The sequence below is a fragment of the Microvirga sp. P5_D2 genome, from assembly GCF_054049475.1.
The window spans coordinates 1-19,442 of record NZ_JBFUMH010000101.1; the positions used below are offsets into that span (position 1 = coordinate 1).

General features: G+C 60.7%; 16 protein-coding genes, 1 tRNA gene and 3 pseudogenes. 14 read left to right on the forward strand and 6 right to left on the reverse strand.

Features of this window, described 5'->3' with window-relative positions:
* From ACXJKO_RS20815 to lpdA, 4 genes are all read left to right on the forward strand, one after another.
* On the forward strand, positions 1-268 hold a 268-nt coding region (locus ACXJKO_RS20815), incomplete at its 5' end, for a thiamine pyrophosphate-dependent enzyme (protein WP_457092992.1).
* 3 nt (positions 269-271) lie between these two features.
* Positions 272-1,285: an alpha-ketoacid dehydrogenase subunit beta gene (locus ACXJKO_RS20820; RefSeq protein WP_457092993.1), complete on the forward strand. Its 1,014-nt coding sequence runs from the start codon at positions 272-274 to the stop codon at positions 1,283-1,285.
* A gap of 1 nt (position 1,286) precedes the next feature.
* On the forward strand, positions 1,287-2,606 hold the full coding sequence (locus ACXJKO_RS20825; protein ID WP_457092994.1) for a dihydrolipoamide acetyltransferase family protein: 1,320 nt from the start codon (positions 1,287-1,289) through the stop codon (positions 2,604-2,606).
* Between the two features lie 4 nt (positions 2,607-2,610).
* Positions 2,611-4,008, forward strand: a complete 1,398-nt coding sequence (gene lpdA / locus ACXJKO_RS20830; protein ID WP_457092995.1) for a dihydrolipoyl dehydrogenase — start codon at positions 2,611-2,613, stop codon at positions 4,006-4,008.
* A gap of 27 nt (positions 4,009-4,035) precedes the next feature.
* On the opposite strand, the gene ACXJKO_RS20835 is transcribed toward lpdA, so the two are convergent.
* A complete protein-coding gene (locus tag ACXJKO_RS20835) occupies positions 4,036-4,812 on the reverse strand; it encodes an IclR family transcriptional regulator (protein WP_457092996.1) in 777 nt (258 codons plus the stop codon).
* Positions 4,813-5,057: 245 nt separating this feature from the next.
* Here ACXJKO_RS20835 and ACXJKO_RS20840 point away from each other — a divergent pair, with 245 nt between their 5' ends.
* From ACXJKO_RS20840 to ACXJKO_RS20870, 7 genes are all read left to right on the forward strand, one after another.
* A complete protein-coding gene (locus tag ACXJKO_RS20840; protein ID WP_457092997.1) occupies positions 5,058-5,960 on the forward strand; it encodes an amidohydrolase family protein in 903 nt (300 codons plus the stop codon).
* A 15-nt stretch (positions 5,961-5,975) separates the two neighbouring features.
* Entirely contained in the window at positions 5,976-6,944 is a 969-nt protein-coding gene (locus tag ACXJKO_RS20845; RefSeq protein WP_457092998.1) for an ABC transporter permease, read from the forward strand.
* A 7-nt stretch (positions 6,945-6,951) separates the two neighbouring features.
* Complete coding sequence (locus ACXJKO_RS20850) at positions 6,952-7,851, forward strand: ABC transporter permease (RefSeq protein WP_457092999.1); 900 nt, start codon at positions 6,952-6,954, stop codon at positions 7,849-7,851.
* Positions 7,848-8,690 (forward strand): ABC transporter ATP-binding protein, encoded by an 843-nt coding sequence (locus ACXJKO_RS20855; protein WP_457093000.1) that lies wholly within the window; start codon positions 7,848-7,850, stop codon positions 8,688-8,690. The genes ACXJKO_RS20850 and ACXJKO_RS20855 overlap by 4 nt, the downstream gene beginning before the upstream one ends.
* Positions 8,687-9,712 carry an oligopeptide/dipeptide ABC transporter ATP-binding protein gene (locus ACXJKO_RS20860; RefSeq protein ID WP_457093001.1) on the forward strand — a complete coding sequence of 342 codons (1,026 nt, stop codon included), beginning with the start codon at positions 8,687-8,689 and terminating at the stop codon, positions 9,710-9,712. The genes ACXJKO_RS20855 and ACXJKO_RS20860 overlap by 4 nt, the downstream gene beginning before the upstream one ends.
* A gap of 46 nt (positions 9,713-9,758) precedes the next feature.
* Entirely contained in the window at positions 9,759-11,384 is a 1,626-nt protein-coding gene (locus ACXJKO_RS20865) for an ABC transporter substrate-binding protein (RefSeq protein ID WP_457093002.1), read from the forward strand.
* 97 nt (positions 11,385-11,481) lie between these two features.
* Positions 11,482-13,572 (forward strand): acetate--CoA ligase family protein, encoded by a 2,091-nt coding sequence (locus tag ACXJKO_RS20870; RefSeq protein WP_457093006.1) that lies wholly within the window; start codon positions 11,482-11,484, stop codon positions 13,570-13,572.
* Between the two features lie 27 nt (positions 13,573-13,599).
* Here ACXJKO_RS20870 and ACXJKO_RS20875 read toward each other — a convergent pair.
* Positions 13,600-13,723 (reverse strand): annotated as a pseudogene (locus ACXJKO_RS20875) (glutathione S-transferase family protein); the annotation flags it as partial.
* 209 nt (positions 13,724-13,932) lie between these two features.
* On the opposite strand from ACXJKO_RS20875, the gene ACXJKO_RS20880 reads away from it, so the two are divergent.
* Positions 13,933-14,008, forward strand: a tRNA-Ile gene (locus ACXJKO_RS20880).
* A gap of 98 nt (positions 14,009-14,106) precedes the next feature.
* Positions 14,107-14,697, forward strand: a complete 591-nt coding sequence (locus tag ACXJKO_RS20885; RefSeq protein ID WP_457093007.1) for a DUF6538 domain-containing protein — start codon at positions 14,107-14,109, stop codon at positions 14,695-14,697.
* 2 nt (positions 14,698-14,699) lie between these two features.
* Here ACXJKO_RS20885 and ACXJKO_RS20890 read toward each other — a convergent pair whose 3' ends face one another.
* The 4 genes and pseudogenes from ACXJKO_RS20890 to ACXJKO_RS20905 all read right to left on the reverse strand — a co-directional run bounded on the left by ACXJKO_RS20890 (position 14,700) and on the right by ACXJKO_RS20905 (position 17,652).
* On the reverse strand, positions 14,700-15,230 hold the full coding sequence (locus ACXJKO_RS20890; protein WP_457093003.1) for a hypothetical protein: 531 nt from the start codon (positions 15,228-15,230) through the stop codon (positions 14,700-14,702).
* Between the two features lie 234 nt (positions 15,231-15,464).
* Positions 15,465-15,831: pseudogene (locus ACXJKO_RS20895) on the reverse strand (transposase); the annotation flags it as partial.
* A gap of 531 nt (positions 15,832-16,362) precedes the next feature.
* Positions 16,363-16,533 carry a hypothetical protein gene (locus ACXJKO_RS20900; RefSeq protein ID WP_457093004.1) on the reverse strand — a complete coding sequence of 57 codons (171 nt, stop codon included), beginning with the start codon at positions 16,531-16,533 and terminating at the stop codon, positions 16,363-16,365.
* Positions 16,534-16,800: 267 nt separating this feature from the next.
* Positions 16,801-17,652 (reverse strand): class I SAM-dependent methyltransferase, encoded by an 852-nt coding sequence (locus ACXJKO_RS20905; protein WP_457093005.1) that lies wholly within the window; start codon positions 17,650-17,652, stop codon positions 16,801-16,803.
* A gap of 583 nt (positions 17,653-18,235) precedes the next feature.
* Here ACXJKO_RS20905 and ACXJKO_RS20910 point away from each other — a divergent pair.
* Positions 18,236-19,231 (forward strand): annotated as a pseudogene (locus tag ACXJKO_RS20910) (IS3 family transposase); the annotation flags it as partial.
* Between the last annotated feature and the right edge of the window lie 211 nt (positions 19,232-19,442).

Here is a 19,442-nt window from a genome sequence, read left to right on the forward strand (position 1 = left end):
GCCCAAGACCGAGTCTGATGCATGGCCGCTCGGCGATCCCATCGAGCGCTTGAAGAACCATCTGATCATTCGGGGTGCCTGGTCCGAGGAGAGGCACAAGCAGGCGGGAGCGGAGATCCTCGACACGGTCATCGCGGCCCAGAAGGAGGCGGAAAGCCACGGCACGCTTCATGCGGGCGGCAAGCCTTCCGCGCGCGACATGTTCGAAGGCGTTTATGACGAGATGCCGCCTCATCTGCGTCGCCAGCGCCAGCAGGCAGGTGTCTGAGCCATGGCGCGCATGACAATGATCGAGGCCATCCGCGACGCCATGGACGTGATGATGGCGCGCGACGAAAAGGTGATCGTCTTTGGTGAGGATGTCGGCTATTTCGGCGGCGTCTTCCGCTGCACGGCGGGGCTTCAGCAGAAATACGGCAAGACGCGCTGCTTCGATGCGCCCATCAGTGAATCGGGAATCGTCGGAGCGGCGGTGGGCATGGCGTCCTACGGCCTTCGCCCCTGCATCGAGATTCAGTTCGCGGACTACATGTATCCCGCCTACGATCAGATCGTGTCGGAGGCGGCGCGATTGCGCTATCGCTCGAACGGCGAATTCACCTGTCCGCTGGTCATCCGCATGCCGACCGGCGGCGGCATTTTCGGTGGGCAGACGCACAGCCAAAGTCCCGAAGCGCTGTTCACGCATGTGGCGGGATTGAAGACGGTGGTTCCGTCGAATCCGTACGATGCCAAAGGGCTGCTGATCGCGGCGATGGAAGATCCCGATCCGGTCATCTTCCTCGAGCCGAAGCGGCTTTATAACGGTCCCTTCGACGGTCATCATGATCGCCCCGTCATTCCGTGGTCAAAGCACGATCTCGGCGAGGTTCCCGCTGGCTATTTCACGCATCCACTCGGCAAGGCCTCGATCGTGCGCGAGGGCGCATCTTTGACCGTGCTGGCCTACGGCACGATGGTTCATGTCGCACAGGCGGCGGCTGCCGAGACGAATATCGACGCCGAGATCATCGACCTGAGAACGCTCGTCCCGCTCGATCTAGAAACGATTTCCGCATCCGTCAGGAAGACCGGGCGGTGTGTGGTCGTCCATGAAGCGACACTCACGTCGGGATTCGGGGCGGAACTGGCGGCACTCGTGCAGGAAACCTGCTTCTTCCACCTCGAAGCGCCGATTGCGCGCGTGACCGGGTGGGATACGCCTTATCCGCATGCGCAGGAGTGGGACTACTTCCCGGGCCCGTCGCGCGTCGGCCGCGCGTTTGTCGAGACGATGGAGGCCTGACATGGGCGAGCACACGATCAAGATGCCCGATGTCGGCGAAGGGATCGCCGAAGCCGAGGTCGTCGAATGGCATGTGAAGGTGGGCGATCTCGTTCGCGAGGACACCATCCTGGCAGCGGTCATGACCGACAAGGCAACGGTGGAAATTCCATCGCCCGTTCATGGCGAGGTGCTCTGGCTCGGCGCGGAAATCGGCGATGTTGTTCCGACCGGCTCGCCCCTTATTCGTCTGAAAGTCGAAGGAGATGACACGGCTTCAGTATCTCCTGCTTCAGACGAGGCGGAGCCTAAGAAGGCTACACCTCTTGTAGCGGCTCAGCCTGCTGTCCAAGAAAAACCTGCTCAGGAGAAGCCGCCCGCACCCGTGAGGCTCACGACGCCGCGTCCCTCGCGCGAAGGGCAGAACGATGCGCCGAGGCTGACGAGGCCAGCACTGCCCCGAAGCGAAGGCGACAAGCCGATTGCTCCACCATCCGTGCGCCATCGCGCGCGAGAGGCCGGTCTCGATCTGCGGCAGATCCCCGGCACGGGTCCTGCCGGGCGCATCACGCATGAGGATCTCGATGCCTTCATGGCTCACGGATTCCAGACCGTGCGTGGGCCGGGTCTTGCTCCGAAGACATCCGTCGAGCAGATCAAGGTCGTCGGCCTGCGCCGTAAGATCGCCGAGAAGATGGCAATCTCGAAATCGCGGATTCCCCACATCACCTATGTGGAGGAAATCGATGTCACGGCACTGGAGGATCTGCGCTCATCGCTCAATGCCAACAAGCGTTCGGACAGGCCGAAGCTGACCCTGCTGCCTTTCCTCATGCGCGCCATGGCGAAGGCGATTGCCGAGCAGCCCCGTTTGAACGCGATTTACGACGATGATGCCGGCATCATCCACCAGCATGAAGGCGTGCATATCGGCATCGCGACGCAGACCGATTCTGGCCTCGTGGTCCCTGTCGTCCGCCATACGGAAGCTCTCGATCTTTGGGAATGCGCCATCGAGCTGAAGCGGCTCACGGATGCGGCAAAGGACGGCACCTCGAAGCGCGAGGATCTCAGCGGATCGACGATCACCATCACGTCGCTGGGAGCCATGGGCGGCATCGTCACGACGCCTGTCATCAATTATCCCGAGGTGGCGATCATCGGCGTCAACAAGATGGTCGTGCGGCCGGTCTGGGATGGATCGACGTTCATTCCACGCAAGATGATGAACCTCTCATCCAGCTTCGATCACCGCGTGATCGACGGTTGGGATGCCGCCGTTTTTATCCAGCGTATCAAGACGCTCCTGGAGACCCCTGCCATGATCTTCGTGGAGGCTTGAGCCTATGAAGGACATTTCCTGCAAGCTCCTCGTCATCGGTGGGGGACCCGGCGGCTATGTGTGCGCCATTCGCGCCGGACAGCTCGGGGTCGACACGGTTCTCGTGGAGGCGAAGAAGCTCGGTGGCACGTGCCTTACCGTCGGCTGCATTCCCTCCAAAGCGCTCATTCATGCAGCGGAGGAATATGCCAAGGTCGTGCATATGGGATCGGGCCACAGCCCGCTCGGCATCCGGGTCGCGAAGCCCGAGATCGAATTGGGTGCAACCATCGCATGGAAAGACGGCATCGTCGGTCGGCTGACCAATGGCGTTGCAGGCCTCCTGAAAAAGTCCCACGTCAAGGTGGTGGAGGGCTGGGCTCGCTTCCGCGATGGCAAGACGGTGGAGGTCGAGACGGAAACGGGCACGCAGGTCATTCGCGCGGAGACCATCGTGATCGCAACGGGCTCAACTTCCGTCGAGCTTCCGAACCTGCCCTTCGGTGGGCCTGTCATCTCCTCGACCGATGCACTTGCGTTGACGACGCTTCCGAAGAGCCTCGCGGTGGTCGGCGGGGGCTATATCGGGCTTGAGCTTGGAACGGCTTTCGCCAAGCTCGGCGTCGATGTGACGGTTGTCGAGATGCAGTCCCGCATCCTCCCGCAATACGATCCCGATTTGACGCGGCCGGTTGCCAAAAGGCTGCAGACTCTCGGGGTCACGGTCATGACGGGAACGAAAGTGACGGGTCTGGCAAAGGAGAAAGGCTTTCTTTCGCTCGAAGGCGAGGATGGAAAGGAAGTCCAGCTCGCGGCCGAACAGGTTCTTGTCACCGTTGGACGAAAGCCTCTCACGCAAGGCTGGGGGATCGAGCAGCTTGTTCTCGATATGGACGGGCCTTTCATCAGGATCGGAAGCCGCTGCGAGACCTCGATGCGCGGCATCTACGCCATCGGAGATGTTACCGGCGAGCCCATGCTGGCGCACCGGGCCATGATGCAGGGCGAGATGGTGGCGGAGATTGTCGCAGGTCACAGCCGGGTCTGGGACAAGCGGGCGATACCGGCCGTGTGCTTTACCGATCCCGAGATCGTCACGGTGGGGCTTAGCCCCGACGAGGCGAAGCGATCCGGCTTTGACGTTCGCATCGGTCGCTTCCCATTCTCGGCCAATGGCCGCGCCATGACCAGGCTGGATGAGGATGGTTTCGTGCGCGTCGTTGCGCGAGCCGACAACGAACTAGTCCTCGGCATCCAGGCGGTGGGGCAGGGCATTTCCGAATTGAGCGCTGCCTTTAGCTTGGCGGTCGAGATGGGAGCATGCCTCGGAGATATCGGAGGCACGATTCATGCCCACCCGACACAGGGCGAGGCCTTCCAAGAGGCTGTGCTGAACGCGCAAGGCCACGCGATACACATATGACTGGATTGGCGCACGAACGATTAGCCGTTATGGAAAAATGAAAGCGAGTTGGTTTCTGACGCTCTGGGCCAAGGAGAGCAGGCGAGGGCCGACATCCTCCTCGATCTGGTTACCCTGAAGCCTAAAGATCGGAACCCTGCAATTCATGGCAAAGCATTCGCCGTTTTTATCCCGGAGCAAAGGAACGCCGGCGGAATGCGTGCCTGGAATCCAGGTGCCGCGAACCACCGAGAAGCCACGTGTCTTGCAGCTCTCCACGCCTTGCATGAATGAGGAAGAATACTTTGCCCAAAGCTCCGGTGTGTTCTGTTTCATCTGACGGAGTTTGAATTCGAATTCCTCATCGGTCAGCTGGGCGCAGAGCGCATGGCCGATTGCGGCAGGAACCAAAGGGCCGATCGTGCCGAGATCCTGAGACGTCCAGACGTTCTCATTGACCCTCGATGTTTCGAGATAGACGAAGTTCGAGCGGTCGATGACGCCAATGGAGACCGTGCCGCCGACATCCTGCGCGAGCTTCTGCATGGAGGGCCGGGCGATCTGGAGGATCTTCGCATTGACGAGCAGCGGATTGACCAGCATCAGCGCGGCCCAGCTGAGCCTGAACTTGGATGCCTCCTGCTTGAGATATCCGAGTTTGACGAGCGTGTAGGTCAGGCGGGCGACCGTGGGGCGGTTCAGGCCGGTGTGCTTGGCGATCTCGACATTGCTCATCGAGGGTCTGTCGGGGCGAAAGGCCTCAAGAACGGCGAGGCCCTTCGCCAACGTGGTGGCGAACCCGGCGTCACGTTCTGATTCCGTCACGTCAAAATCCTGCACGCAAATGCCCCTGCTTACACTGAAAGCCGAAAGCCCCCCTGTAGAGGTTGCCGAGAGCCGGCGCCAAGGTTTGGCTCTTGCGCATCATAAAACATTATCCGGTCTCATATGTCAACATAGTCGACGCTTTTAGAAGATATTGTAAATTTAGTTGACACAGATGACGCATGGTCATCAAATGAGCAGAACCAAAGCAGAGGGCCACAAAGGCTCACCAGGGAGATGCCAGAATGACCCGTGTCATCGATATGGAAATCGGGCTGCCGGCCAGCGAGGCCAACCCGGATCTTGAACGGATCGCACACGGACGACCCGGCACTCCCTTCGCGCAATCCCTTCCGCGCCCCGACGGCTATGGCTTCGCCAATTATGGGCGCGTCTTCAAAGCGCGCGACCGTGGCGAGAAGCCCGCCGAACCGGTCGATGACGGCGGGTTGAAGCGCCTTGTCGAAGACATGGACCGCGCAGGCATTCAGCGCGGGCTACTGGTCGGTGCCGAAAACAGCGCGACCGGCAAGATTCACGCCGCCTATCCAGGCCGCTTCTTCACATTCGTCACCATGGACCCGACCGACGGCATGCGCGCCGTTCGGGAGTTCGAGCGGCTGGTCAAGGAGGAGGGGGCGAACGGCCTGCGGCTGTCGGCTCTCTACAACGGCGTGGTGGCCAACGACCGCCGCTATTACCCGCTTTATGCGAAGGCCGCCGAACTCGACGTTCCGGTGCGCATCTACACATCGATGAACTACGCGAACGATCGGCCCTACGATCTGGGACATCCGCGCTATCTCGACGATGTCGCGGTGGACTTCCCCGAGCTGCGGATCGTGGCGGGACTCGCCGGCTGGCCCTGGGTCAACGATATGATCGGACTCCTACGCAGACATCCCAATCTCTATGTCGATACGGCCGCCCATCACCCGCGCTACTTCGCGCAAGCAGGTTCCGGCTGGGAGCAGTTCCTCCAGTTCGGAAACACCCTGTTGCAGGACAAGGTGATGGTCGGCCTCTCACGCTATCTGTTCGGGACATCGTTCGAGAGCCTGATCGACGATTACAAAAACCTGCCGCTGAAAGATCACGTCATTGAAAAGTGGCTGTACGGCAATGCAGCCACCTTCCACCGCCTCTGACGGTGGGGGCCAAGGATGCTCCGGTTCTTCATTCAACGGGTCCTTTACGCGCTGCCGCTGATCTTCGTGATCATCGTGGTGATGTTCACCCTTCTTCACCTGATCCCAGGCGATCCGGTGCAGTCCCTCGTCGGCGATTTCCCCGTGCCGCCGGCCTACAGGGCGGCCATCGAAGAGAAGTATCGGCTGAACGATCCCTTCGCGCTTCAGGTCTGGAATTATCTCACTGCCGTGCTGCATGGGGATTTCGGATACTCCTATCAGAACCAGCGGCCCGTGCTCGATATCATCCTGGAGCGTGCTCCGCGCACGATCCTACTGGCGTCCGTAGGCTTTGCTCTCGCCATTCCGCTTGGAATCGTGCTCGGCGTGATTGCCGGCACCACGCCCAGCGCGAAAACCGACAAGTTCTGGACCACGTCCGCGCTCATCCTCTATGCCGTGCCGACCTTCTGGCTCGCCCAGCTCCTCGTCATGTTCTTCGCGCTGCATCTCGGGTGGTTTCCCACGCAAGGGATCGGGCCGCTCGTATCCCGCGCGCGCGGGTTCAACTGGCTTTTGGAGAAGATGCAGTATCTGGCGCTACCCGTCGCCGCCTTCGCCATTCATGAAGGCATGCGGTTCGCCCGCATCGTACGCGCCAGCGTCATCGACACGCTGTCGCAAGGTTTCATCATCACGGCGCGGTCGAAGGGGCTCACGCGGGGGCAGATCATCCGGCGCCATGTCCTGCGAAATTCCAGCCTGCCGCTCGTCACGATTGCGGGTTACGCCTTCGGCTCGGCCCTCAGCGGCGCGGTTTTGCTGGAGACGGTTTTTACCTGGCCCGGCCTGGGGCTGCTCATGGTGGATTCGATCCGCCTTCGCGACAACCTCACCATCATCGGCGTCGTCATCTTCTCTGCACTGGCAGTCATTCTGATGAATCTCGTGGTCGACACGCTTTATGCGCTGCTCGATCCACGCATCAGGACGAAGGGGTAATCCGGTTATGGCAAGCCTTACCTCAAAACCTGTTGCTGCCGGATTCCGAGACAGGCTCGACAGGGTCCTCGCGCTGATCGGCAACATGGCCGGAACCCGGCATGGCGCTATCGGCGCTGTGATCCTGCTGCTGCTCGCGCTCATCGCCATATTGGCGCCCGTTCTGGCTCCCTATCATCCTCTGGAACAGACGCCTCAGAGCCTTGCGCCGCCATCGAGAGAGTTCCTGTTCGGAACGGACAATATCGGCCGAGACATCTTCTCGCTCATTCTCTACGGCGCTCAATCGTCGCTACTCGTCGGATTGGGGGCTGCGCTCGCGGCGCTGGTCGTCGGTGGAACCATCGGAATCCTTGCCGGATACTTCCGGGGTCCGGTCGAAGTGATCCTCATGCGCGTCATCGAGCTCTTTCAGACGCTGCCGGTGATCATGCTCGTCCTGTGCGCCGTCGCGCTCTTCGGGTCCAATTTCTGGCTGCTCGTCATCGCGGTCGCGCTGGCGATCTGGCCGATGGAAGCGCGCTTGGTCTATGGCCAGTACATCAAGCTCCGCGAACGTGAGTTCATCGCGGCGGCGCGTGTTGCGGATCTGTCGACATCGCACATCATCTTCCGGGAGATCATGCCGAACGCCGCACAGCCGGTGATCGTGCAGGTCGCACTTGACGCCAGCATTGCCATCCTGATCGAGGCGGGGCTTGGCTTCCTTGGGTTGGGCGACCCTTCGATGGTCAGCTGGGGTCAACTCCTGTTCGTCGCGCAGGACTATATGGACCGCGCGTGGTGGATGAGTGTGTTCCCCGGCGCCGCGATATGCCTGACCGTCGTCGGCCTCAATCTCTTCGCCGACGGCATCAACGAGATCAATGACCCACGCGCGACGCGCGGGATGGGAGGTCTCCAATGAGCGAGGCCAGCACAGGCTTGCACCCGACTGGAAGCGCGCTTCTGGATGTGCGGAACCTGAAGGTTCATCTTCGTGTCGCGGACCACGTCGTCCGGGCTGTCGACGGCGCCGATCTCCTCGTCAACCAGGCCGAGTGCGTGGGCGTCGTGGGGGAGTCTGGTTCCGGCAAAAGCACATTGGTTCGGGCGATCTCCCGGCTGATGCCGAACCTGCGCATCGAAGAACTGTCCGGCGATTTGAAGTTCGAGGGCCGCGATCTTCTTGAAATGAGCGACCGTGACTTGCGCGCGTTGCGGCGCACACGCGGGTTCTCGATGATCTTTCAGGATCCGCTCGGATACCTGAACCCGACGCAACGCGTCGAGCGGCAGATTGCCGAAGCTTTGTCCGATGACGGGCGCGGTCAGTCACATGGCCAGCGGGTTTGCAACCTTCTCGATGAAGTCGGATTCGCCAATCCCCGAAACGTCGCGAGACGGTTTCCACATGAACTCTCCGGCGGCATGCGCCAGAGGGTCATGATCGCCATGGCATTGGCGAGCGACCCCAAGCTCCTCTTCGCCGACGAGCCGACAACGGCGCTCGATGCCACCGTGCAGCTCCAGGTTCTGCAGACGCTCTACAGGCTCCATAAGGAGAGAAATATGGCGGTTGCGATCATCACACACGATCTCGGCGTCATCGCGGAGCTGTGCGACCGCGTCTATGTCATGCAGGGCGGGCGGACGATCGAGAGCGCATCGACCATCGATCTGTTCGAGAGGCCGCAGCATCCGTACTCGGCGCGGCTCATTGGGCTGAGCACGCATGGCCGGCATGGAAAGAGCCTCCAATCATGAACATGCCCGTTCTTGAGCTGAGGAAAGTGAGCCAAACCTATACCAGCCGCGATGCGTCGGGCTGGGGTTGGACAACCGTGCGCGCGGTCGATGGCGTCGACCTTACCGTTCATCAGGGCGAAACGCTCGCCATCGTCGGTGAATCGGGATCCGGTAAGAGCACCATGGCCAAGCTGCTGCTGATGCTCAATCGTCCCACGCAGGGAGAAGTGGTCTATCGCGGACAGCCTTTGCCGAAACTCGCGAGCGCGGTTCGCAGCGAATACCGCCGCAACGTCCAGGCTGTGTTTCAGGACCCCTCGTCGTCGTTGAACCCACGCATGACGGTCGAGCAGTCCTTGGGGTACGTCGTCAGAAGGCACGATCTTGTTCCCCAAGTCGATCAGAAGCGCTTCATCGAGGCGCAGCTCGATGCGGTTGGGCTCACGCCTCCTGAGAAATACACGGGCCGCTTTCCGCACCAGTTGTCCGGCGGCCAGCAGCAGCGTGTCGCCATCGCTCGCGCCATGATGCTGGAGCCGAGCGTCATCATCGCGGATGAACCTCTCTCCAGCCTCGACGTTTCGATCCAGTCGCAGGTTCTCCAGCTCATGCGGGAGCTGCGGGATCGGACGAACGTCGCCTTCGTCATCATCAGCCACGATCTGGGCGCCATGGAATCGATCGCCGACCGTACGGCGGTGATGTACCGCGGGCGAATTGTCGAGATCGGCAGAACTATCTACAGCGCGCCCGTCCATCCCTATACGCGGTTGCTCCTCGACGCGAGGCTCATACCCGATCCCCGGCGGAGCCGGATCAGATCAGCGGCATTCAAGCCTCCTGCACCTGTAACGCAGGCAGCGAGCGACATTGGCTGCGGCTTTCGAAACCGCTGCCCCTTCTCGATTGATATTTGTGCCGTCACCAGTCCGCCCCTGCGGCCGGTTGGTGAGGGCACGACCCTGGCCGCATGCCATCGCGCGGAGGAAATAACCGCTGGATGGATGACGGAGAAGAAGGCGCACGAAGGCCGAGGCTGAACAAATGGCACAAATGCGCAGAAACGATCACAACGGGAGAACGCCAATGAGACTGACACTCCGCCGTTCRACAACGAGTGCTATATTCGGCCTGACGTCCACAGTCCTCGCCTGCGCAGCGGGTGTCGTTTCGGCTCAAGCCGATGACGGGAAGCCTGTTAAGGGAGGCACGGTCGTTGCAGCGCTAAACGCGACGACGATCCCGACCCTCAACACTCAGCTGACGTCATCGGTCCCCGCATTGTTTGCGGCCGATGTGTGGGCCGACGGCCTGATGACTTACGATCGCGAAGGAAAGCGCCTTCCCCGGCTGGCGAGCCGGTGGGACGTCTCGGAGGATGGCAAGACCTATACCTTTCATCTGCGCGAAGGCGTGAAGTGGTCGGACGGCAAGCCGTTCACCGCCGAGGATGTCGTCTTCACGCTCATGGATTTCGGCAAGTACAACACCTATCTCACCAAGCTCATGCCGCTGATCGAGGATGCGTCCGCCCCGGATGCAAAAACCTTTGTCTTGAAGCTCAAGCAGCCTTTGACGGCAACGCTCGACCTCTTCGACAAGGAGGTCTTTCCCCTGATGCCGAAGCATGTCTATCAGGGGCAGGACATCGCTACCCATCCCGCCAACCGCGCACCCGTCGGCCTCGGGCCGTTCAAGTTCAAAAGCTGGGAGAGCGGGCAATCGATCACCTTCGTCCGCAACGAGAATTATTGGGAGAGCTCCAAGCCCTATCTCGACTCCGTGGTGTTCGCGCTGATCCCAGCCCCGCAACAGCGCCTCAATGCGATCGTCAATGGCGAGGTGAACTGGTTCCGCCCCGAGGTGGTGCAGGTCAAGGCCACGCAGGATGCTGCGAAGAACGGCAAGATCAAGGTTGTGCAGATCGTCAACAACGCTCCTGAAACTGCCGTCGTCGATCTGAATTTGACCCGTGGGCCGACAAAGGACATCAAGGTTCGCCAAGCACTCTTCCATGCCATCGACCGCCAGCGCATCGTGCAGGATGTCTTCCAGGGCCTGGCGGACACGGCCAAGAATGCCATTCCGACCCAGTTCAAGAACCTGCACGACACATCGATCAACTACGACACGCTTTACGCCTACGATCCCGTAAAAGCCGGCAAGATGCTCGATGAGGCAGGCTATCCGCTCAAGAACGGAAAGCGCTTCAGCATCGAGCTGACCGTGATCAACAAGCCTCCCTACGATGCAGTGGCGCAGGTTGTGCAATCGCAGTGGGCGGCCATCGGCATCGATGTCAAGCTGAGCTCTCTCGACCAGCAGATCTGGACGGACAAGGTCTATACGAAGCGCGACTTCGACGCCTCTGTCATCTCGCTCACGGGGCGCACCAATCCCGTCCTCGGCGTTGATCGCAGCTTCGTCTGCAACGAGGGCAACGTCCCTTTCGCGAACCCGACCGGCTACTGCAATCCCGAATTCGACAAGGTCGCCCTTGACGCTTCGGCGGCGCCGCTCAGCGAACAGAAGGCTCACTATAAGAAATATGCGGAGATCGTCGCGCGGGATCTGAACCAGCTTGCCTTGACCAATGCGCAGGTCTTCGAGGCGGTGACGACCAACCTGAAGGGACTGGACGGGCAGTTCAACTTCTCGTTCAACACGCACCCGAACTGGGCCGAGGCCTGGCTGCCGGAAAGCGAGCAGTAAAGCGCCCACTTGCATCTGCGATGCAGCCCATGAGGCTGCATCGCACCATCTTATCTCCTGAGAGGACATCGCCTTGCATATTGACGTAACTTCGATGATGCGACCACGCTCAGTCGCAATTGTTGGCGCATCCGCGAAACGAATGACGCAAGGCAATGTCGTCATCAGCAACCTGAAGGAATGGGGCTATGCCGGTCCCGTTCTCCCGGTCCATCCTGAGGCCAAGGAAATCGACGGACTGAGCGCAATCAACTCCGTGGCCGATCTCCCGCGCGACACGGATCTCGCGATTGTCGCAATCCCTGCCGCTCACGTTTCTGGTATGCTCAATGAACTTGAGCAAAGCCCCGTGCGGTCGGCCATCGTGTTCACGAACGGCTTCACCGATGAACAGGAGAAGTCCATCCGCGCGTTCGGGCAGTCCAGCCGTATCACGGTTCATGGGCCCAATTGCATGGGACTCGTGAACTTCACGGATTCCATTCCTCTATATCCCGCGCGCCCATCCAAGCGCCTGAGGCCTGGCCGGGTTGCCCTGGTTGCGCAATCGGGATCGGCTGCGATTTCCGTGATGAACTCGACCCTCGCCGGGTTCTCGAAGGTCGTCACGATGGGCAGCGAGTTTCACGTCGCCGCCGCCGATTACATCCGCTGGCTGGCCGACGACGACGCGACGAGTGCGATTGGCGTCGTGGCGGAATCGATCAAGGATCCTGTGGCTCTGGCCTATGCCGCCGAAGCAGTCCATGCGGCAGGAAAGTCGCTGATCTTCCTGAAGGTCGGGCGCTCCGTCAGTGGGCTTGCGGCCACGCAGGCTCATACCGGCGCGCTGGTCAGCAGCAGCGATGCCTACGACGACTTTTTCAAGTCGACAGACATCGCCGTCGTATCGGATTACGACGAGCTCATTGCGTCGCTGGAATGCGGCGCAGTATCCAAGAGAATGGTCGGGGGAAGCTCCATTGGGATCGTCGGCATTTCCGGCGGCCAAACCGCTCTCGCCTGCGACATTGCCGAGATGAGTGGGATCGAGGTTGCGCAGTTCAATGAAGCGACGGAGCAGCGGCTGCTGCAAGCCCTGCCGGGAGTCTCGGGCCATAATCCGGTCGACTTCGGCGCAAGCATCGGAGCAGACCGCAATCCCGAGGAGGCGATTGCCGCCGTGGCCGACGATGACGGCGTCGGGGCGATTGTGGCGTTTCAGGACTGCCAGGAAAGCCTCAATCCCGCGGGACTGGAAAACTACATGGGCATTCTGAATGTCTATGCGAAAACTGGCGGAGAATCGAAGAAGCCGCTCGTCGTGATCTCTCCGACCTCCGAGAACCTTCATCCGACCGTGATCGATCTGATGTTAGAACACAATGTGCCCCTGCTGCGGGGTCTGYGACCCGGACTTCGGGCTGTCGGCAATCTGGACCTCGGCAGGCCGGGCCGCGCCGCCGTCTGGGCCGATGCGCGCAAGCCGCATCGCCAGCCTTTCCATCCGAACGCAGCCTCCTTCCGCCGGGAATTGTCGGAGCGCTCCGGCCCGCTCGATCCGATAACGGCGTTTCGGCTTTTGCGGGAATACGATCTTCCTCTCGTCAAGTCGCTTGTCGTGAAGGATGCGGACGAGGCGGTTCATCGTTCGGGGGAAGTCGGATTCCCGATGGTGGTGAAGGTTGCCTCGTCCCAGATCCAGCATCGTTCCGACGTTGGCGGTGTCGTGCTCGGCGTTGAGGATGAGGCGTCGCTCCGGTCAGCCATCGCGTCGATCCGGAAGAATGTGAATGCGGCGTTGCCGGAAGCTGTCATCGACGGATACGAACTTCAGGAAGAAGTCATCGGCGGTATCGAAGCCATGGCCGGCTTCACCGCCGCAGCCCCTTTCGGTCCGCTCATGGTTCTGGGCAGCGGCGGTGTCACGGTCGAAATCGTGGCCGACCGCGCGGCGAAGCTTGGCCCGTTGAGCGAGGAAGATGCGCGGATGATGGTAGGCCGCACTAAGCTCTCCAAGATCCTGGACGGCTATCGCAACCTTTCGCCGAAGACGAGTTGGAATGGGCTTGTCCAGGCGGCGGTCAATCTATCGCGACTGGCCAGCGATCTTGATGGCGTGGTGGTCGCCTGCGATCTCAACCCGGTCGTCATCCGAAAAGGAAGCGGCGATGTCAGGATCGTCGATGCTCTCTGCATCTGTTCGTGAGCGATGGGATTTGCCACCGATCCACTGGAGATTTGCTCGCCCATGTGGCGCATCCAGATCGAGCGCAGGTTCCATTGGCACGATGCCCGTCGGGTTGATGGATCTTGATGTGATGCATGTTCACGGCCTCTCCGATGCCAGGCATCCGGAAACCCTGGCTTCTACATAGGGAAGCAGGCGCACCAGTGCCGCCAGCCGCACAGGATGCCGCAAGGCGGCCCGAGTCCGCCATCTCGGGTCCAAAGCGGCTTGACGTGGGGCCTATTGTAAGACAGGTACAAGGGGCGGCCGGGACACCCGGCCCGCCACCGAAAGGGGTTAAGGAACGAGCGTTCCAACCACCCCCGGCCTTCCTCGGAAGGGCCTGTAGCTCAATGGTTAGAGCCGGCCGCTCATAACGGTCTGGTTGCAGGTTCGAGTCCTGCCGGGCCCACCAAACCCCTTAACCAAGGGGCCAAATTCCTTAGCTCACAACGGTTTCAGCCCGCGCTGGGGTGTTGAACGCACCCCGATTCGTTGAACATACTGTTGAACATGAGCGACTCAGTGAGTGCCTCCACCAACCTGACCAAGCGCGGCTCGACCTACCAGTTCGTCCTGCGCGTCCCCAAGGATGTCGTCGACGAGATCGGCAAGCGGCGCATCCAGTTCTCCCTCGGGACCGGCAACGAGATCGAGGCCCGGCGCCTGGCCTTGCCGGAGGCCGAGAAGTGGGAGAAGCGGTTCGCCGAGATCCGGGCGAAGAAGGGCCTCGTGGCCGAGCGGCCGGTCGCCGGGGCACTGGACACGACGGGCTGGACCTGGCCCGCCTGGGAGGCACTGGCCGCCTGGTGGAGGCATCCCTGCTCGAGGACGACCTCCAAGCCCGGCTCAAGTTGTCGACCGGGGACGGCTTGGTGGACCCGGCTAAAATGGCCAGGCGGGGGGCGGAGTGGCTCGCCCGGGCGAAGGGCTACGCGGAGACCCTGCGCGACTATACGCTTGAAGACTATGCCGAGCAGCGCCTCATGTGGCTCCAGGGCGTGCTCGGTTTGCTCGGCGTCCGGCTGCAGAAGGGCACGGCTTACTTCGAGCGTTTCCTCGCGGCCTGCCTCGCCGCAGAAATCCGGTCGACCGATCAGATGATCCTACGCGAGACCAAGCGGCAGGGCTTCGGACTCACGCATCCCGACGCAGTGCAGGGCCCGTGGCGCCGTGCTGCGCCCGCGTATGCAGAGACGCTGGCTGTTCCGATCATCGTGCCGTCCAACGCCGCGCCCGCCGTCGCCGCGCAGCCTGCGTCCGGACACACGCTCGCCGACTGTTTGGTGAAGTGGAAGGAGCGTCGGGTGGTCGAGAAGAAGCCCATTGACCCACACCTGACGAGCGACATGGAGAACACGTTCGCGAGGTTCTTTGAGTATGCGAAGATCGACGACATCGGGCTGATCACACGCAAGATGGTGGTAAATTTCCGCGACGATTTCGCTAAGCAGGAAAACTATACGGCGGGGACGATCAACAAGAAGATCGGTTACATCCTGAACATGAGCAAGGTTGCCGCGGGCGCTGGATGGATCGACCAGGACCTCGGCCGCGGCTACTACCTGAACGCCGCTGGCGACGAGGATCAGCGTGAGCCGTACACGGGTGAACAACTCAAGACGATCTTCGGGCACAAGTTGTTCACCGATGGATGGCGCCCGAAGTCTGTGAAAGCGTTGGGGGAGTTCGGTTTCTGGTTTCCGCTCATCTCTGCAACGCATGGCATGATCACATCAGAAGTGCTGCAGTTGGGCCCTGATACAGTCGGTCCTCACCCCGAAGCGAAGGATGTCATGGTCTTCACGGTGACTACGGCCGGCGGACGCAAGGTCAAGGCCCTGGCGCGCAAGCGTGCCGTGCCGATCCGTCAGGAGCTGCGCACAAGCCGCACGGATGGCCGGTCCATTGTCGCGGCGGAAGTCGGCGATGGTCTTGAAGTCCGGCATCAAGCGGCCGGTCAGCCACATCAGCTCGAGGTTGCGCTGGGTCTCTCGTTCGAGCCGGCGGCTGGAGGGGACGCGGTTGAGGTAGCCGTAGATGTAGATCTTGAGCAGGGTGGCAAGATGATAGGCGGGCCGGCCCGTCGCCTCCGGCAAAGCCGAGGGCTGCCAGATCCAGTTCATCGACAAAAGCTTCGACGATGCGCACAGGATTGTCGGGCGCCACATAGTCGTCCAGGCAATCAGGAAGCAGGGTGGCCTGCCGGCGGTCTTCCCCTTCAACGAAACGCTTCATCCTGCCCTCCGCTGATCAGCACCAGCTTAGCAGATAAAGGCGCTTCCACACAGCCTGGACCCGGAGCGGTCCTTCCACGCAGAGGTGAGTTAGTGTGACTTGCCGATAGGGCAGGACAAGTACAGCCCACCTCAATGAGCCGATGCCGTCTATCTCGAATGTTTCCTTGTTGAGCTTATGCGAGAGTCACAGGGGCCGCCGGCCTCTCTCATCGCGGCATCTGCTGATCCTGGGACAAGACGGGAGGCATGACCCGGCTAAAGCTCGACGAACTCCTTGATCACCTCGGACTCGGGTGTCGACCATGTCGGAACGAGATTGGGGGCCCTTACTGAGGCCGTCGCGATGGCTCGCGAGCGCCGCGACCGGCACGAGGCCACTGCGCATGGCCTTGAGGACCGTCTCGAAGTCGCGCCGTGTGGCATTGCGGCGGCCCAGCAGTGACGTTTCACGCTTGTGGAACTCCGGATGGCTGAACGTGATGTCAGCTCTCACGATCGACAGGAGTACATGGGGGCCGCTGCGGCTGACCTAGGAGGAGCTCTTCAGCATTGCCTTCGGGCTTCCGGTCGCATCGAGGACGATGTCGAAGAAATCATCACCGATTGCGGCCTTGAGACGATCATCGACGTTTGGCGAAACCTCAAAGGCATGGTCGACACCGACCTCCTCGCAGCAGAACGCAGGCCGCTGCGTGTTCATGTCGAAAACGGATACCTCGGCACTCCACGCCGGAGCGCTGCACGCCGTGGGCGCCAGTTGGCCAGAAACTCGACCATCGCGGCCTCGTCCAGCCCCACGCCGGCCGCCGGCACGACGTTCCGTTCCGGTGCCGCAATGTGCTCGCAGGCTCCGCCATCACGGTGCGCCCAGCACCTGCAGGTTCTGGCAGCAGTTCGTCCTGCCCAGGAGGCAGGCGCGGCACATCCCGTGATAGAGATAAGGTTCTTTTCAGACGATGTCTCTTAGCTAGAGAATCGTATTGAGACCTATATCCATTTGGCGTAGGGCCAACATATTCGATCCAACTACCAAGCAATAGATCGTATTAAGCTTGGAATTTTCGCGATAAGAGCGATATTGTACACGTAAGCGCTGAGCCAAAGCAGGACTGATGGCCTTGATAAATCTGAGCCCCACTCGACGTAAACTCTCTGGCGCAGTCGCCTTTGCTGAGGTGAAAATAAGCTGTCTGTAGACCTCCAGAATCTCGGTCAAGTCGAACTCGTAAGGAGAATTGCAAAGCTTTTCACCGAAATACGTATGTCTAAGCTGGCATCCCATGGAGATGATGCCTTTGCTCTTGAAGTACGACAACAGCAGGTAAGTCAATCGCATCTTTGCGTCGATGGCCATGGACGAGAAACCGGTACGATGGAACCGCATGACATCTACGCAATCGTCGATGATGACTACACCTTGTGGGACTACRCGATTGAAAAATTCGATGAAGTCCCGGTCGATGCGGCCGTCAGCATCAAGCATCAGCACGGAGATTTTAGCACTGTGGGGAACCGCGCTCGCAGTATCGCCAACGTCTCCCATGACCACCTCGACAAGGTTCTCTACCCCGAAATCCCGAAGGTTGCGTTTGACAATCTCCAAGTGTCCTCGACCAAAGGTTACCACTCGTCCTGACCTTCCGGAGTCTCGCAAGCCCAAGGCAAGGGCAACAGTTGCTGCGCCGTGTGCCGTTCCGACTTCCACCATCAGCCCGCCCTCGGAAGTGCGAGCGGCCTCGTAGATGTGCTGGTAGATTGCCGGTGAAAGCATACCATCGCACTGGATAGCGATTTTTCTGAAGTTCGGTATTGAAGTCATGTCGACCTCCACTCGATCTATCGGGCGATCCTCTTCGGCCTTGCTCCAACTAGTTCTTTATCTTGGGGGCTGCATGCACCGACGCTCATACTGTCTAGGTTGCGCCCTTTGATGGCCAAGTTATCTGAGGGGCACGTGGCCAAGGAAAAAGATCTGGCCTAAGTCAATCAATGAAGTCTTCAATCACGAGTGCCGTATGAAAGGCTGTAGATCCTTTCAGCGTCTTATAAACGGCCTGGAAATCAGCTGCTCGGCACCTGTCAAAAGCGATCCTTATTAGTGCCTCCTGGATCGCTAAACGCTATTGGCTTCGCATTTGAATGTTGGCTCTGTTAAACAACCTGTCAAGCCACTGGATGAAGCCGGCTAGCGCGGTACAGATTGGGTCTCACGAGGTTTGCGTAACGGAGCCCCGGCGGTTGCCACATCAGATACGCAGGCAAGGCCAATCTAATTTATGCCCTGGAGAGTACTCGGATGAAACCTGCGGGGCAGCCTAAGCTAGCTCTGGAGGCTCCAACTGATCTTCCCTCGCATTGATGGACACTCTTGCTAAGCTCCTGCGGGAGCGGAAAGGCGTTCGATGACGAAGATGAGGCGAGACTTCACGCCGGAATTCAAACGAGAGGCCGTAGCGCTTTTGGAGAACAGCGGCCGACCTCTCATGCAAATCGCAACAGAGTTGGGGATCTCCCCTCCATGCTGCGGAACTGGCGGGCGGTGGTCAACGGTGCCGCCCCTCGATCGAAGGCTGGCTCCAGGACTCCGGCGCCCAGTACGTCTCCGATGACCTTTCCGGCCGATCAGGCGGCGGAGATCGCGCGGCTGCGGCGTGAACTCGATCGCACGCGCATGGAGCGCGATGTCTTAAAAAACCGATCGGCATCTTCGCCGAGATGCCCAAATGAGGTTTCGCTTCATCGAGCAGCATGCCTGCACCTATCCGGTGCGGCTCATGTGCCGCGTGCTCCAGGTCTCGCCCAGCGGCTTCTACGCTGGGCGATCCCGGCCCGAGAGCGCCAGGGCCAAGGCCAATCGAAGCCTCCTCCAGGATGTTCAGCGCCTCCATGGTCAGCATCGGGGCCGCTATGGCAGCCCGCGCATACACGCAGCTTTGCGCGCCGAGGGGCATTAGGTCAGCCGCGGCCGGGTTGAGCGGCTGATGCGCCGGCACGGCATTCGGGCCCTGGCCCGCCGCCGCTTCCGACCGACCACGACCGACAGTCGCCACGCACTGCCGATTGCGCCCAACCTGCTGCAACAGAAGTTCACGGTGTCAGAGCCCAACCGCGTGTGGTTGGCCGACATCACCTACATTCCTACCGTTGGGGGCTGGCTCTACCTGGCGGTGGTGCTGGATCTGGCAACCCGGAAGGTGGTTGGTTGGTCGATGCGCGATCACATGCGCACCGAACTCGCCCTGGGAGCCCTGATCATGGCCGCCCAGCGACAACAACCAGGTCCTGACCTCATTCATCATTCGGATCGCGGGAGCCAATACGCAGCCGGGGCGTATGGCCGGCAGTTGTCTCTGATCAGGGCCAAGCCATCCATGAGCCGAGCAGGTTGCTGCTATGACTGTGAGAATATCAGAGCCGCTCGGAGGGCCTGACCCTTGTTATGATTGACCGCGTGTCATTGCGTTGACGTGTCGGCCTTCCGGGCGGCACCTGACGGTCTGCTGTCGCGTGACTTGATAGGAGCTTGAGGGCACTCGTCCCGTCACAGTCCTGTCCGCCTGCAGGTTCCCGCCAGGGCCTGACCCGCGGAGGACCAGGAATGCATGACAC